General features: G+C 63.8%; 12 protein-coding genes. 7 read left to right on the top strand and 5 right to left on the bottom strand.

Translation table 11 applies throughout. The annotated features are described in order from the left end of the window. Positions 1-23 precede the first annotated feature (23 nt). The 3 genes from AC2TZ7_RS04775 to AC2TZ7_RS04765 form a co-directional block, all read right to left on the bottom strand. Positions 24-893, bottom strand: a complete 870-nt coding sequence (locus AC2TZ7_RS04775; RefSeq protein ID WP_078604393.1) for a 50S ribosomal protein L11 methyltransferase — start codon at positions 891-893, stop codon at positions 24-26. 79 nt (positions 894-972) lie between these two features. Then, positions 973-1617: a peptide-methionine (S)-S-oxide reductase MsrA gene (gene msrA, locus AC2TZ7_RS04770; RefSeq protein WP_489866072.1), complete on the bottom strand. Its 645-nt coding sequence runs from the start codon at positions 1615-1617 to the stop codon at positions 973-975. Between the two features lie 68 nt (positions 1618-1685). Further along, a complete protein-coding gene (locus tag AC2TZ7_RS04765) occupies positions 1686-2918 on the bottom strand; it encodes an MFS transporter (RefSeq protein WP_489866071.1) in 1233 nt (410 codons plus the stop codon). 123 nt (positions 2919-3041) lie between these two features. Between AC2TZ7_RS04765 and AC2TZ7_RS04760 the strand changes: the two genes are divergently transcribed. The 3 genes from AC2TZ7_RS04760 (at position 3042) to AC2TZ7_RS04750 (ending at position 6672) form a co-directional block, all read left to right on the top strand. Next, positions 3042-4106: a YeeE/YedE family protein gene (locus tag AC2TZ7_RS04760; protein WP_098409797.1), complete on the top strand. Its 1065-nt coding sequence runs from the start codon at positions 3042-3044 to the stop codon at positions 4104-4106. 287 nt (positions 4107-4393) lie between these two features. Beyond that, positions 4394-6277: a GAF domain-containing protein gene (locus tag AC2TZ7_RS04755; protein ID WP_489866070.1), complete on the top strand. Its 1884-nt coding sequence runs from the start codon at positions 4394-4396 to the stop codon at positions 6275-6277. An 8-nt stretch (positions 6278-6285) separates the two neighbouring features. After that, a complete protein-coding gene (locus AC2TZ7_RS04750) occupies positions 6286-6672 on the top strand; it encodes a response regulator (RefSeq protein WP_098409795.1) in 387 nt (128 codons plus the stop codon). Positions 6673-6709: 37 nt separating this feature from the next. Here the strand turns inward: AC2TZ7_RS04750 and AC2TZ7_RS04745 are convergent, their stop codons facing one another. Continuing rightward, entirely contained in the window at positions 6710-7234 is a 525-nt protein-coding gene (locus AC2TZ7_RS04745; protein WP_255266387.1) for a hypothetical protein, read from the bottom strand. After that, on the bottom strand, positions 7227-7847 hold the full coding sequence (locus AC2TZ7_RS04740; protein WP_489866069.1) for a helix-turn-helix transcriptional regulator: 621 nt from the start codon (positions 7845-7847) through the stop codon (positions 7227-7229). Before AC2TZ7_RS04740 ends, AC2TZ7_RS04745 begins: the two co-directional genes overlap by 8 nt. Positions 7848-8620: 773 nt before the next feature. On the opposite strand from AC2TZ7_RS04740, the gene AC2TZ7_RS04735 reads away from it, so the two are divergent. The 4 genes from AC2TZ7_RS04735 (at position 8621) to AC2TZ7_RS04720 (ending at position 15943) form a co-directional block, all read left to right on the top strand. Then, positions 8621-9997 (top strand): hypothetical protein, encoded by a 1377-nt coding sequence (locus tag AC2TZ7_RS04735; RefSeq protein WP_489866068.1) that lies wholly within the window; start codon positions 8621-8623, stop codon positions 9995-9997. A gap of 175 nt (positions 9998-10172) precedes the next feature. Beyond that, positions 10173-12476, top strand: coding sequence for a hypothetical protein (locus tag AC2TZ7_RS04730; protein WP_489866067.1), 2304 nt, complete (start codon positions 10173-10175; stop codon positions 12474-12476). Positions 12477-12512: 36 nt separating this feature from the next. After that, entirely contained in the window at positions 12513-14594 is a 2082-nt protein-coding gene (locus AC2TZ7_RS04725; RefSeq protein ID WP_489866066.1) for a type I secretion system permease/ATPase, read from the top strand. After that, on the top strand, positions 14591-15943 hold the full coding sequence (locus AC2TZ7_RS04720) for an HlyD family type I secretion periplasmic adaptor subunit (protein WP_489866065.1): 1353 nt from the start codon (positions 14591-14593) through the stop codon (positions 15941-15943). The genes AC2TZ7_RS04725 and AC2TZ7_RS04720 overlap by 4 nt, the downstream gene beginning before the upstream one ends. Positions 15944-16138 lie beyond the last annotated feature (195 nt).

Genomic DNA, 16138 nt, shown 5'->3' with positions numbered 1-16138 from the left:
AATCAGAGCGGATTTGTCGCGGATTAGGCGCGCTGCATGGCCAATGTCGTCCATTCGCCGAATTCCTTACGCGAATGGGAAACAAAGCCCTGCGCCTGATAGGCGGCGACGACTTCATCGGCCTGTTCATTGAGAATCCCGCTCAGGATCACGAAGCCTGATTCGGCGCAGTTGCGACCCATTTCGGGGGCGAGCGCGACGAGCGGGCCTTTGAGGATATTGGCGAAGATCAGATCGAAGGGGGCGGCCTCTTTCAGGCGCGGATCGCCGAAGCCCGCGGCCTCGATGCAGATCACGCGGCCCTCAAGATCGTTCACCGCGACATTCGCCGCCGCCGTCTCTACCGCGACCGGGTCGATATCGGAGGCCAGCACCGGCTCGGGCCAGAGCTTCGCCGCCGCCATCGCCAGAACGGCAGTGCCGCAGCCGATATCGGCGACGTTGTGGAAGGTGTGACCCTCGTTCGCGAGATCGTCGAGCGCGGTCAGGCAGCCCGAGGTGGTCCCGTGATGGCCCGTTCCGAAGGCCATCGCCGCGTCGATCCGCAGCGCGATCGCATCGGCGGGGATCTTGTCCTCGTCATGGCTGCCATAGAGGAAGAAACGACCCGCGCGCACCGGGGCCAGTTCGCGCCGCACATGGGCGACCCAATCGGTTTCCGGGATTTCCGAGACGACGAAGGGCTGCGCCCCGTGCGAGATCGCCAGCAGATCCAGCGCCACATCGTCGGGGGCCTCGAGGAAATAACCCGAGACCTCGTAGCGGCCCGACCCGTCCTCGATCTCGAACACGCCGGTGCCGTAGGGGCCGGGATCGAGCTCCTCGAGACGTTCGGACAGCGCCTCGGCGGCCTCGCGATCGGCCAGCGTGGTAAAGGCGGTGAAGGTGGTCATGGGCGCGCTCCTCGGGATGGTTGCGCCCGGGCTTAGGGCCGCGGGCGCGAGCCGTCAAGCGGCGCGCACACGCATCAGATCACGCGTTCAGCCCGATCGGGCAGGTCACGCCGGTGCCGCCGATGCCGCAATAACCGCCGGGGTTCTTCTCCAGATATTGCTGGTGATAATCCTCGGCATAGTAGAAGGGCGGCGCGTCGGTGATCTCGGTGGTGATCGTGCCATAGCCCGCCGCCTGCAGACGCTCGGCATAGGCGTTGCGCGAGGCTTTGGCCGCCTCTTTCTGGGCGTCGGTGTAGGTGTAGATGCCCGAACGATACTGCGTGCCGCGGTCATTGCCCTGACGCATCCCTTGGGTCGGATCGTGGCCCTCCCAGAAGACGCGCAGCAGGTCTTCGTAGCTGACCTTGGCGGGGTCGTAGATCACGCGGACGACCTCGTTATGGCCGGTCATTCCGGTGCAAACCTCGCGATAGGTCGGGTTGGGCGTGGGACCGCCCGCATAGCCGACCATGGTCAGCCAGACGCCATCGGTGTTCCAGAACATGCGCTCGACGCCCCAGAAGCAGCCCATGCCGAACATCGCCTCTTCCATGCCCTCGGGCACGGGCGACCGCAGGTCACGCCCCCAGAGAAAATGCGGCTCTGCCAGAGGCATCGCCTCGGCGCGGCCCGGCAGGGCTTCGGCCTTGGTGGGAATGGTGGCGGGTTTTCCGAACAGCATGGCAAATCTCCCTTTCGCGCCCCTCTCAGATAGGCGCGGAGCGGCGGAATTTCCAGTTCAAGCGGGCGTCACGCCGGAACGGGACCGAGGCCCTGCAGCACCGTCTCGTAGCCTTTCGAGGGATGACGCGGCACCAGCAGCGCGAGCCCCAGCGAGATAACCGCCATCGAGGCCGCCAGCCCGAAGACCGCGCCGGGCGAGACCATCCACAGATAGCCCAGCGTCACCGGCAGGAAGACTGCCGCGATATGGTTGATCGTGAAGGCGACGGCGGCGGTGGGGGCGATATCCTCGGGGTCGCAGATCTTCTGGAAATAGGTCTTCTGCGCGAAGGCCAGAGCGAACAGCAGGTGATCGACCACATAAAGCGCGCAGGCCAGCCAGATACCCCAGCCGAACCAGTAGATGCCGCCATAGGCGAGGAACAGCAGCGTCAGCCCGACATATTCGAAGATCAACGCCCGGCGCTCGCCGAAGCGATGCACGAAGCGGCCCATTGCAGGCGCGGCGGCCATGTTGACCGCAAAGTTGATCAGGAAGAGCGCGGTGATCTCGTCCACGCGCAGCCCGAAGCGCTCGACCATCATGAAGGCGGCGAAGACCACGAAAATCTGCCGCCGTGCGCCCGCCATGAAGGTGATCGCGTAATAGAGCCAGTAGCGACGAAGCAGCACGAACTTCTTCGATTGCGGCTCGCGGGTGTGGAATTGCGGATAGATCAGCGCGGCGGCCGCCATCATCACCATCGTCGTGATCCCGGCGGTGGCGTAGACGAATTCATAGCTGAGGTTGAACGTCTTCCAGGTCAGCACCAGCACCGCATAGGCCGCCAGCGAGGCGCCCGAGCCGATAGCCACGATCCGGCCCAGCGTCTGCGGCGCCTTGGCCTTGTCGATCCACTGCAATTGCAGCGACTGGTTCACCGTCTGGAAATAGTGAAACCCGATCGAGGACAGCAGCGTCACGATGATCAGCCCGGCGAAGCTGGGAAACAGCGCGGTCACCGCCGTCGCCCCACCGAGAAGCAGCAGCGACAGGATGGCCAGCGTCTGCTCACGCATCACCCACAGCACGACGATCACACCGATCGCGAGGAAGCCCGGCACTTCGCGGAAGCTCTGCAGCCAGCCGATATCGACCCCGTCGAAATTCACCACGTCGATGACGAAGTTGTTCAGGAGCGCCGACCAGGTGGCGAAGGAGATCGGCATGGCGGTTGCCATGACGTAAAGCAGCGCCTCGGGCCTGCGCCAGCGCGGCAGCTCGTGGGCCTCGTCGAGAGGGACGGATCGGAACTTCATCATCCTCTCCTTAGACGCGACCGCGCCACCCGCGACAAGTCTGCAAAAGGTGCAACCTGACTCAGATCAATGTGCGTTTCTGCGGTTTCTGGCAGAACCCGTGCGCGAACGGGAGATCGGATCATGGACATCATCGCACTCATCGAGCGGATCGGCGAAGGCCCCACGGCGGCGCTTTTCGGGGTGATCACCGGGCTTATCTTCGGCGTGGCCGCGCAGAAATCCAACTTCTGCCTGCGGGCTGCCACGGTGGAATTTGCGCGCGGCAAGCTGGGCGGCAAGGTCGCGGTATGGTTCCTGACCTTCTCGACCGCGCTGGTCTGGGTGCAGAGCGCGCAATTGCTCGATCTGTTCCGGCAGGGCGACAGCCGGATGATGTCGGTGCCGGGCTCGTGGTCGGGCGCGATCATCGGCGGGCTTCTCTTCGGCGTCGGCATGGTGCTGTCGCGCGGCTGTTCGGGGCGGCTTCTCGTGCTGGCGGCGACGGGCAACCTGCGTTCGGTCGTCTCGGGGCTGATTTTCGCGGTGACCGCCACGATGAGCCTCAAGGGCATCCTTGCGCCGCTGCGTGACCGGCTCGCGAGCCTCTGGATCACCGGCGCGCAGAACGTGAATATCCTCGACGCGCTGCACCTTCCCGACTGGACCGGGCTGGCTGTCGGCATCGTCTTCGCCATCGCGGGCATGTATCTGGCCAAGCGCAACGAGATCGGCGTGAAGACGTGGATTTTCGCCTCCGGTGTCGGCTTCGCCGTCGCGGTGGGCTGGGTGCTGACCTTCATGCTGAGCCAGGTCGCTTTCGACCCGGTGCCGGTGAACTCGGTCACCTTCTCGGGCCCCTCGGCCAATACGCTGATGTTCTTCCTCGACCGCAATTCGGTGCTGGAATTCGACGTGGGCCTCGTGCCCGGCGTGGTTCTGGGCGCTTTCCTGAGCTCGCTCTTCTCGCGTCAGTTCGCGTGGCAGGGCTTCGACTCGATGCCGGTGATGCGGCGCTCGATGATCGGGGCGATCTTCATGGGCTTCGGCGCGATGCTCGCCGGCGGCTGCGCCATCGGCAACGGCGTGACGGGCACCTCCGTTCTGGCAGGCACCGCATGGCTGGCGCTGTTCTGCATGTGGATCGGCGCGATGGTGACCGATTTCCTGCTCGATCAGCGCACGATGACACCTGCTACGGCATGCTGAACGGGCCTTCGTCGCGCGCCTAGGCCAGTTCCTGCCGGTTCGCTGAAACCTGCGCGAATCCTTACCTAACGTCACCCGTTAGGAAGCGTTACGAATTCAGCATAAGACGCCTTCGGAATGCGGGCGATTGCGACCTCTTGGCTCTGCGATTCGTCGACACAGCAATCGCGTCACGAAAAACGTAGAAGAAAATCGTGTTTGGCAGAAATCGTGATCGCAACCGTGTCAAATGACACTGGGCGAAATGGGTTTCTTCGGGGCATAGGTGGAATTATGAGAGCCTGCGCATGAACACCTCTATTCCCCCTCCGCTGACCGGTGAAGAACGGTCCAAACTCGCCGATCCGGCGCGCCTTCGGGCGTTGCGCGAGACCGGCCTGCTGGAGAGTGCGCCTGCGGAAATCTTCGAGCGTGCGACACGGCTCGCCACCCGTGTGACCGGAGTGCCTGTCTCGCTGGTTTCCATGGTCGATGAGAACCGGCAGGTCTTCGTGGCGCAAACCGGGCTGGATGGTCCGGACGCCCCCTCCGAGACGCCGCTTAGCCATTCCTTCTGCCGCTATGTCGTGGAGTCCGATGCGCCGCTGAACGTGCCCGATGCGCGCGAGGACTCGGTGCTGCGCGACAATGGCGCGGTGCGCGATCTGGGTGTGACCGCCTATCTCGGGGTGCCGCTGCGCACGATCGACGGGCAGCCGCTGGGCGCGTTCTGCCTGATCGACCGGGAAGCGCGGCGGTGGACCGAAGAAGAATACGAGGCGCTGTCCGACATCGCCGCCGGGGTCGAGGCGGAAATCCGGCTGCGACGTCAGATCAATGTCGCCCATCGCGAGGAAAACCGGTTCCGCGCCGTTCTCGACCAGATGCCGATCGGCGTCGGCGTAGCCGAAATGGGATCCGGCCGGCTAATCGATCTGAACGCCACCGCGATCGAGATGTTCGGCGTGAAGGACGGCGACGTGAGCAAGCAGCTCCCCTTCGACGCCTACACGCCGGAAGGGCGCAAGCTCAGCCTGAGCGAGTTTCCCATCGTGCGCGCGGCGCGGCATGGCGAAACGGTTAGCCATATGGAGCTGCGCTGCGTGCCCCATGACGGGCCAGAGCGTAATTTGCTCGTCTCGGCGCAGCGGGTCGATTGCGATCCGCCCGTGGCCGTGGCCACCGCGCTCGACATCTCGGACCTGAACGCGGCGCGTGAACATGCCGCCGACGTCGACCGGCGGCTTGCGCATTTTCACGAGATCACCTTCGACGCGATCATCGAACTCGACAGCGAGGACAAAATCCGGTTCGCCAATTCGGTCATGCGCACCCGCATCCGCGAGTCGGTGGGCGCCGAGACGGAGGCACAGGCGGTCGGGCGGTCGCTCTGGGAGACCGCGCCGCATCTGATCGGCAGCAATCTCGCCAACGCCCTGGAAGAGGCCCGGCGCACCGGCGTGCCGACGGTCGCCGATCAGGACGGGCGCGATGGCCGGATTCTGGAGGCGCGGCTTTATCCCGACAACGGCGCGATCCTCGCCTATCTGCGCGACGTGACCGAGGAGCGGCAGCTTGCGCAGGCGCGCGACACGCTGACGCGCGAGCTCAATCACCGGGTCAAGAACGCCTTCGCGATGATGTCGGGGCTGGTCGGCATGACCGCGCGCCATGCGAAGACGCCGGAGGAAATGGCGCGGGGGCTGCGCGAACGCATCGGCGCTCTTGCCCGCGCCCATGAACTGATCAATCCGACCGCCACGCCCGAACGCAATTTCCGCGGCATGGTCGAACTGCGTGAATTGTTGCTGGGTGTGCTCTCGCCCTACACCAATCTCGACGATCCGCGGCTGATCTTCGACGGTCCCGATATCGCGCTGAACCATGCGGGCTCGACCAACCTCGCGCTGGTGATCCACGAACTGGCGACCAACGCGGTGAAATACGGGGCGCTGTCGCATGATGCGGGGCGTCTGGAGCTGACTTGGCGCGAGGCGTCGGGCCAGCTCGAACTCGACTGGCGGGAAAGCGGCCACCCCGGAGAACTGGTGCAGCCGAGCAACAGCGGCTTCGGGTCTCGCTTGATCGACCTCACAATTCAGGGCCAATTGCGAGGAACCTATGGAACCGAATGGGTTCCCGACGGGTTCCAAGCTCGCATGACCGTGCCAATGGACCTGATAAAAGGGTAGTATAGCCCATGCTACAGAGCAGTATTTCTTGCCTCGAGGGCAGCAATGTCCTCGTTGTAGAAGATGAATTATTCATCGCCTATGACATCGCCTTCTCGGTCGAGGAGGCGGGCGGTCAGGTTGCGGGCCCGTTCGCGACCCTGGCGCGCGCACGTGCCGCCCTGTCCGATGACGCGGTATCGGTCGATGGCGCGATCCTCGACATGAACCTGCTGGACGGCTCGGCGGAGGCCCTGATCGTCGAGCTGTGGAAGCGTGAAGTGCCCTTGGTGGTGAACACGGCCGAGCCGCTGCCGCTCGCCTTCCAGTCGATCATGCCGGAAATTCCCGTCTTCTCGAAGCCGACGAACCCGTGGGAACTGGCCGAGGCGCTGGGACGCCAGATGCGCAACTGAGCTTGCGCGCCGCGCCTTTGTAATCCCTCTGCTCCCTTTACAGCGGCATTCCATAGTCCTTGGCGATCGCCCAGATCTCTGCATTGATCGCCTGCATTTCCACAAGCGCAGCTTCCAGATCGGCAAGCGTCGCGCGGTCCAGAACGCTTTCCTCTCCCATTCTCAGACTCGTCTTGCGATCCGCGATCCGCATCTGGATCGCGCGCACCGGCCCTCCGCCCTCGTCGAAGGCGTAGAGGCAATGGTTGAAATGATTGCGCAGCCCCGAGACTTTCTTCATCCGCGCTGACACGGCCAGCACCCGTTCGCAGGCCTTCGGCGCGCAGGGGCAGTCGTCGCGCTTGGCCAGCCGATCTACCAGATCGAGCCGCGCCCGCGTCGTGTTCAGCGTCAGATGGATGATCGTCGCGACACCCTTGTCGGTCCCGGCGAGCCCAGCGATCAGATGGATCAGCAGGCTCTCCGTATTGGTCCACGCGTAGTTGATGCGCCCGATCTGCATCAGGAACTGATCGAAATCCGGCGGGCGCATCTCCGTCGGCGTGGGCGGGTCCTTAGGCACTCCGGCTACGGTGATACCAGATCGCCGCCTCGGTGCGGTTGGTCACGCCGAGCTTCCCGATGATCCGGTGAATATGCAGCTTCACCGTATGTTCGGAGAGATTCAGCTGCCCTGCGATGATCTTGTTCGGCTGCCCCGAGGCGAGCATCTCGAGCACCTCGGTCTCGCGCGGTGTCAGCCCCGAAACGTCGATCGCATGCGCAGCCTCCGTCTCGGCCGATCCGTTCAGTGCCGAGATCGGCGGCTCTGCCGGGCGGCAGCCCAGAAGCGCGGGCGGGATATAGTGCCCTCCCGAGACGATCATCCGCAGGATCAAGAGCCACGTCGTCAGATTGACGTTCATCGGCAGCAGGCTGATGTGGTTCGACAGGATCGCTGCGCCGTGGCGCGTCATCAGATCTTGCGCATACGCCTCGTCTTCAATCGCGACGATCAGCTTCACGCGCGACAGAAGCGGGTCACGGCGTCCCGCCAGCGCGACGAGACCATCGGCGTGGTCCTCGTCGACGATCAGCGAGCACAGCGCGCCGTGATCCTCGATCCAACCGTCGGACCGCAGTTCCTCTAGCAGCGTCTCGAAATCGTCCAGACGCAGGCATTTTGCCGGTGTCACTTCGGCATCCACGGTTCGCAAAACGGTATCGGAAAAAACATGCGACGCGCCGAGAAAGCAGATCGCAGCATCTTGTTTGCGGCAAGACGGCATCACACGCGCTCCCGCAGGTTCACTCTTATACAACGCATTCATGGCGGCCCCCTCATCCTACCCTGAACTCAAATGTTCGGACGGTTAACCCCACGTCATACCGCCCGCATCCACCATATCACGGACCAGTGAGATCAGCGTTACCCGAAGTGTTTACCCAATGGTAAGGATTCTCTTACGCAGCGTAATCCTACCCGAATCGGAAACGGAATCACGGTTTTTCCGCTCAGCGCCGCTTGAGAGGCGTCACAAGTGGTAGCTCTCCCGTTTGCCGCCACTAGACCTTGTCCCGGCCTCGGCATTTGTGACGGCTTCGTGAAAATCTCCCAGATAGTCCGGGATTCCGCAGGATTCAGCACAGGACGCGTAGAGAAACGGATGTTTTTCAGGCGGTTAGGAAGCCGATCCGATTGGCTAGACCCATTTGCTAGCTAGGTCCTCTGGATCACGGGGCGCAGGATGATCGTGTCGCAGCTGGGGGCTGTGACTCGTCTGTTTCCACATCCCGCCCGGAAAGGGTGACCCACCTGCGAATCGCTCGATTCGGGGACCGGGACAGGGGTACCGAGCGGTTGGGGAAGCGGACATTCACCGGGGCGAAAGCCCTGATCGCAATGGTCCGACCATATCCGTTTTAGACAGAGTGACGGATCCCGGACCGAACAACTGGGAGTGAGACAATGAGTAAGCGTTATTACGGAGATCCGGGTCAAAAGCCGAGCGGCCCGCATGATCATCACGACAAGGGCGACATGCACAAGCCGGGTCCCGACACGCAGGAGCAGGAGCAGCAGCAACAACAGCAGCAGCATCAGCATGCCAACAGCGAGTCGAATTCGGACGCTGATGCCGGTGCGATTGCTGGCGCGGGTGCGATGGCTGGTGCCGGTGCCTATGCTGAGGGTGCTGACGTAGACAACACCAACCGTCTCGACGACACGAACCACAACCGTGTCGACACCGACTCGAACTCCAGCTCGCAGGCGGCCAACACCAACACCATCACGATCGATTTCCCGGATGAGGGCATCTTCGGCGAAGACAATGACTTCGCGGATATCGACAACTCGAACGTGGGCGACATGGTCTTTGCCGATGGCGACATGACCTACAGCTACGACTACGATCCGGGTGACGACATCAACCTCAGCGACATGCTCAACGGCATGGGCAATGACGTGATGATGGTCAACACGCAGGCCAACACGCTCACCGACAACGACACGCTTAACAATCCGAGCGTTTCCAACAACGCGAATTTCCAGACGGATGGAACCATCAAGGGGAATTCGGCGGAGTCGGATGACGGGATCGACGCATCCTCCGAAGGCGGCAACGGCGCCGAGGATGTCGGCTCGTCCGGTGGCGCTGCACTCGCGGGTGGCGGTATCGCGCTGTCGACCGGCGGCGTCTCGATCGCAGCCTCGAACACCGAGGGTGAAGGCGATGACGGCGGCGACGGTGGCGCAGGCCTCGGTCTGGGCCTCGGCCTCGGCATGGGCGGCGCCCAGGCGGGTGCTGGAGCGCAAGAAGGCGGCGCGGTCGCAGAATCCGGCGAAGGCGGCGGCATGCCGATGATGAAGCATCACCACGGCCCGCAAATGGGCGGTGCTGGCGATGCGACCGCGACCGATTACGGTCAGGCAATGGCTGATGCAGCGGCGACTGGCACCGGCACCGGCAACGGCACCGGCACGGGTTACGGCGGCGACGGCGGCAACGGCGGCGACGGCTACGGCTGGTCCTCGACCGGTGCGGCGGCAACCGGTGGCGCGGCGAATGCGACGGGTGGCTATGCTGGCGGCGGTAACGGCGGTGGCGACGTCACCGCAGGCGGCGGCGGCAATGGCGGTAGCCTCGGCAACTGGGGTTCGGGCAATGGCGATGATGGTATCGTCACCGGCCACTCCTATGCCGATGCGAGCGCGGCCATCGACACCACCGCGTTCAACCAGTCGATCGTGATGGGTGCCAACATCCTTGGCAACGCAGTCGATACGACCGTGGTCGGCGGGAACCTGTCGTCCTCCTATATCGGCGACGACGACGCCTCGTAAGCAAACACGCGGCGCGCCTCTCCCGGAGGCGCGCCGCATCCCGTTCGGGCCGTTTCACATCGCATCACGCCCGGACCTGACCTCGGCGGCAATCGCCCGCCAGATGCGATGAACCGACAGTCTGACCACCCGCTTCCAAGCGCGGGTTTTCAGCGTCATGAAGGGGGGAAGGAAGATGCTTGATCGGCAGACCGAAATCATCGCCCATTTCATCGGTGCCTTCAATCAGACGACCGAGACCAATGTCGCCCGACAGGAATACGACGCTTTCCGCGCGCTGCAGGCTTCCACGCCTACGCCGGGGGAGCTGCTTTCCGTCAATGTCAGCATCAGTTCGAATTACGCGCTGGAAGATTTCGGCCCGGCGATTTGGCTGAAACTGCCCTTGGCCCCGCCGTCTGGCGCACCCTGGCTGCCCTTCGTCGACGATTTCCAGCTGCGCGACATCGCACCGCCCGGGTTGCCGCCCGGCCAGTTCGCGATCCCGCCTTATGAGTTTCCGCCCGTTCCGATACCGCCTCAGATGTTCCTCGGAATGACCCCGCCCTCGTCGGTGCTGCACATCACCTCGCAGATCAACATGCTGACCGATCATGACGTGCTTTACGACAAGCCCTTCATGATGCCGGCGGGATTGATGGATGAATATGGCCCGGAGGCGACCTCATCGAAGCTGATGGCGCTCGCGGATTATGCCGATGCGCTGACGGTGAGCACCGCGCCTGTGGGCACGACCATCGAAGCGCAGACGGAGACGCTGATCGCGCAGATCGACGCGCTCGATCCCGAGGCCGTGCCCGGTGGTGCGACGGCTGCGATGTTCCGCAGCGAGACGATCTTCGCCGCGCCCACCGACGCGGAGGAGGAAGACGGCCTCGAAGAGGGCGCAGCCGATCCGGCGGCGATGACCGAATTGCAAGGCGAAAGCCTCGAGGGCGATGAAGCGGAGGCCACCTCTCCCCTGCCGCCCGCCTTCTCGGGTGAAGTGGTGTTCGACGGGCAGCTCATGGAAGAACTGCCCGAGACGCTGAAGCTGCGGCTGGAAGCGCGCGATCCGTCTGAGGACGAGGAAGAGGACGCACCGCTCGGCGAAGGTGTGGTCGAGGTCGAGACCGATGGGATCGGCGGCGACGGAGACGGTGCGGCCGGGCTGGTCCAAAGCCCCGATATGCCCGTCGATCCGGCTGGCTTGGCGCTGGAAATCGTGCAGAGCCTGAGCACCGGCAACAACCTTCTGCTGAACCAATCGCAGTCGGTGCATGACTGGCTCGACGCGCCGGTGATCGCGGTGGGCGGGTCGATGACGTCGCTCTCGGTGATCTCGCAGGTCAACGTGCTGCGCGACGCGGATATGAAACCCGGACTGGGCCATCACGGCACCGGCAACAGCGCTGGCGGGAAAGGTCTCGGGAACGCGGAGGGTTATGACCCGCTCGCGTCGCAGGCCCACAACGTCGCTGTCTACACCCAAGAGGCCAATCCCGCGAATTTCCTCAACCTCGTGATGCCCCCCGGGGCCAGCATGATCGCGATGACGGAAATTCGCGGCGACCTGATCATCGATAACCATACGACGCAGGTGAACGCGGTTTCCGACGGAGATCTGGTGAGCTTCGAATTCGGCTCCTTTTCCTCCGAGATCGTGATGGGCGACAACTCGACCGTCAACCTGCAGCTCCTGCTGGAAATTGGTACGCATTTCGATCTGATCATGATCGGCGGCAACATGTACGAGATCGCGCAGCTCGAGCAGATCAACGTGCTGCTCGACGACGATCTGGTGATGAGCGGATCGGGTGGCGTCGGACAGGCCGGCGCGGGCCATGTGTCGAGCGAGGACAATCTGCTGTGGAACGAGGCGCATCTGACCAAGGTAGGCATCGACCAGCATATGGAGATGGACGAGCAATATCAGAACGTGCTCGACCAGCTCTCCGAGATCTACGGCGGCCTCGATCCGAACCCGGGCGAAGGCTATTCGATGCCCCCGGGCGCGGCCTTCGACGCGGTCGAAGGGTTGCTGGGCGACGAGCTTCTGGGCGGCCAGATGGCGCTGCGGGTGCTCTATATCGAGGGCGACCTGATCATCCGGGACAACCTCACCCAGATCAACATTCTCGAAGACGCCGACCTGATTTCGCTCGACGGGCCGGGCGAGTTCGACATCGACGCGGGCGGCAACACGCTCGGCAATGTCGGGTCGCTGACCGTCGCGGGCGTCGACAGCACCATCATGGCCGCCGATGGCGTCTATTCCGACGCGGTGATCTGGCAGGCGGGCATGATGGATGACGGCAGCGGTGATCCTCTGGGCCCGACGAGTTCCAGCGAAGGGGCGCTCGCCTCGGAGGCGGTCGCCTTCCTCGCGGACGGGATGATCGAGAACGCGCCGAGTTATGACGACGAGGAATTCCAAGTGCATCCGGGCTCCCAAGGGGGAAGCGGGTCGCTCGATGCATTGCACACGGTTCTGGCCTGACGGGGGCGCGGAACTTCATTTACTAGGGGAACTTCGATGAAAGACAGGACTGACGACGCCGCCGGGGGGCAGGCGAACCGCCAAGATGGTCATGACGCGATGGCTCAGAACGAGGATCGGCAAGAGACCGATCCGACAGAGAAACGGCAGGCGGAAGCCGCAGCGGGCGACGGCCCCGAGGCGGAAGCGCAAGCCGACGAGACCGGCGCGGAGGGGACTGTCGAAACAGTCGCCGCCCGGACGGAGGGTGGTGCTGACGCCCGAAAGGAGGCGGGTCGTGTCCCCGCGCAAAATGCCTCCGGCTCCCCACCGGCGCCACCCTCCACTCCCGCTTTTCACAAGCGTCTCGGCCCGGTGGATTTCACCCGCACGCTGCATGACATGAAAAAGCGGCTGCGGACGAACATGGCCTTCGTCGTGCTGATGACCTGCGCCACGAATATCCTGATCCTCGCGGTGCCGATCTACCTGTTCCAGATTTCCGACCGGGTCTTCACCTCGCGCTCGACCGATACGCTGGTGATGCTGACCATCGTGATCATCGGTGCGATCGTGGTGCAGACGCTGCTCGATGCGGTACGCCGGCTGGTGCTGATGCGCTCGGCGGTGGATGTGGCAGCCCGTCTGGGCGCGCCGGTCCTGTCGGCGGCGGCGCAGGCCTCGCTGCATTCCAATGGGCGCGAATATCAGGTTCTGGGCGATCTCAACGCGCTGCGGAGCTTTCTCGTGTCCGGCACGCTGCTGTCCTTTCTCGACGTGCCCTTCACACCGATCTTCGTACTCGCGGTCTTCCTGATCCACCCGCATCTGGGGACGATCGTGGTCGTGACCGCGCTGATCCTGATGATCTTCGCCTGGATCAACCAGAAGATCACCTCGGAGGGCTTCCGCCGCGCCAATGTCGCGCAGACCAAAGCGAACCTTCACCTCGAGTCGATGTCGCGCAACAGCCAGATCATCAATGCGATGGCGATGATCCCCGAGGCCGTGTCGATTTGGGGCCGCGATACCGCCGCCTCGCTGCGCGCGCAGACCGAGGCGCAGGACCGCAACGTCTTCACCGCCTCCGCGTCGCGGATGTTCCGCCTGTTCACCCAGATCGGGATGCTCGGCTGGGGTGCCTATCTCGCGCTCGACGGGCAGATCACCGGCGGCATGGTGATCGCCGCCTCGATCGTGGCGGGCCGTGCGCTCGCGCCGATCGAAGGTGCGATCGAGGGCTGGAACTCGTTCCTGCTGGCACGCGGCGCCTACGATCGGGTCGGCCAGCTTCTGGCCTCGGCCAAGACCCGCAACGACAAGCTGCGCCTGCCCAAGGTCGAGGGGCGGCTCGATATCGAGCGTCTCCTCTATGTCCCGCAGGGCACCAAGCATGTCGTGCTGAACGCGCTGACCTTCTCGCTCGCGCCGGGCGATCAGCTTGCGATCATCGGCAATTCGGGCGCGGGCAAGACGACGCTCGGCAAGATGCTGGTGGGATCGGTTCTGCCGACCTCGGGGGCGGTGCGGCTGGATCTGATGGACATCCGTAACTGGGACCCGCGGCAATTCGGGGAATGCATCGGCTATCTGCCGCAAGACGTGCAGCTCTTCCCGGGCACGATCAAGCAGAACATCGCCCGGATGCGCGAGGATGCGAGCGACGCCGCGATCCACCGCGCCGCCGCGCTCGCCGATGTGCATGAGATGATCGCCTCGTTGCCGCAGGGCTACGAGACGGTCGTGGCCTCCGACGGCTCACCGCTCTCGGGCGGACAAAAGCAGCGGATCGGTCTGGCCCGCGCCTTCTTCGGCGATCCGAAATTCGTGGTGCTGGACGAGCCGAACTCGAACCTCGACACCCAGGGCGATGCGGCTCTCGTGCGCGCGCTCGGCCATGCGAAGGCGAACGGGATCACGGTGGTCGTGGTCACGCAGAAACCCTCGCTGCTCAGCGCGGTCGACAAGATCATGCTGCTCAACGACGGCAATATCGCGATGTTCGGCTGGCGCGATCAGATGCTCGCGGAACTGGAGCGGCGCAAGCAGGCCAAGGCCCAGCAGGTGCAGCAACAGCGCGCAGCGGCCCAGACCGCCACCGCCGCCGCAAACGCGCACATGCAAGGAGCAACGGCATGACACTCCTTCTGACCAACCCGCTCCAATCCGCCGAGATCCGCGACTGGTCAACCGAGGTCCCGCGCAACATCAAAACGCTCGTCATCGTCGGCATGATGATCTTCGTGATGGCCTTCGGGGGTTTCGGCATCTGGGCCTTCAGCGCGCCGCTCGCCGCCGCCGTGATGGCGCCGGGCTCGTTCGTGGCCACGGGCCGCAACAAGATGATCCAGCACCTCGAAGGCGGGATTATCAAGGAGATCAACGTCTCCGAGGGCGATTTCGTCACCGCTGGAGAGCCGCTCCTTCGCCTCGACGAGACCTCGGCTCTGGCCAATGAACGCGCGCTGTTTCTGCGCCGTGCGCGACTGACGTCGATGGAGGCCCGGATTCAGGCCGAATATGACGGCTGGCGCGAACTGGTCTTTCCGGAATGGCTTCAAGAGGCCCGGCGCGATGCGGAGATCGCCGCGATGATGGACTCGCAGCGCCTCGCTTTCGAGGTGACACGGGCGAAAGTGCAGAGCGAGCTGGACCTTCTGGCCCGCAATATCGCCGCCATGGAAAGCCGCGCGGAAGGCTATCGCGCGCAGTTGATCGCCACGGAGGCCCAGCGCGACCTGTTGGCCCAGGACCATGAGAGCAAGGCGAAACTCTACGAGAGCGGCCTGATCCGGCGGACCGAACTGAATGCCCTGCTGCGCGCTCTGGCCGATGCGGAGGGACAGATCGGACGCCTCAAGGCGGAGATCGGCGAGAGCGAGGAGATGCGCGCGAAATATCAGGCGCAGACCACGCAGACGATCGAAACCCACAAGCAGGCCGCGCTCGATGAGCTGGAGACCGTGCAGGCGGAGCTGGATTCCGTGCGCGAACAAGAGCGCAAGGCCACCTCCATCCTGAAGCGCGTCGTGATCGACAGTCCCGTTTCCGGCACCGTGGTGCGCCTGAACTATTCCGGCGCGGGCGGCGTGATCGAGGCGGGCAAGGTGATCGCCGAGATCCTGCCCTCGGAAGCGCCGCTGATCATCGAGACGATGATCGCACGTACCGATATCGACGCGATCAAGGTCGGACAGGAGGCCTCGGTGCGGCTTTCGGCTCTCAACCAGCGCACGACGCCGATCCTGATCGGGGAGGTCTATTACATCTCCGCCGACGCGATCGTGGAGCGCTCGGGCGAGCATCCGCGCGAGGTCTATATCGCCCGCATCCGCCTGCCCGCCTCGGAACTGCGCCGGGTGCCGGGCTTCGCGCCGATGCCCGGTATGCCGGTCGAAGTGATGATCCAGACCGCGTCGCGGACCTTCGCCCAATACATCGCGAAACCGGTGGTGGATTCGATGAACCGCGCTTTCCGCGAGCATTGAGGGGTCGATCCGGCGGAAAACCGGCCTGAAGGCGTCGCTCCCAAGGGGGCGGCGCCTTTCCCATTCACATAAACCATTCCAGATACTTACATAACAATTTAGAGTCCTTCTAAATTCCTGACAAAAATAATCGATCACGAAGCCGGGAAAATACCAGACTTCATTTGTCAGAGATCAATTTCCAGACTATCTCCT

The organism is Thioclava sp. ISO4, from assembly GCF_058105145.1.
Note: the sequence above shows the minus strand (reverse complement) of the source record. Positions and strands in the feature narration are given on the sequence as shown.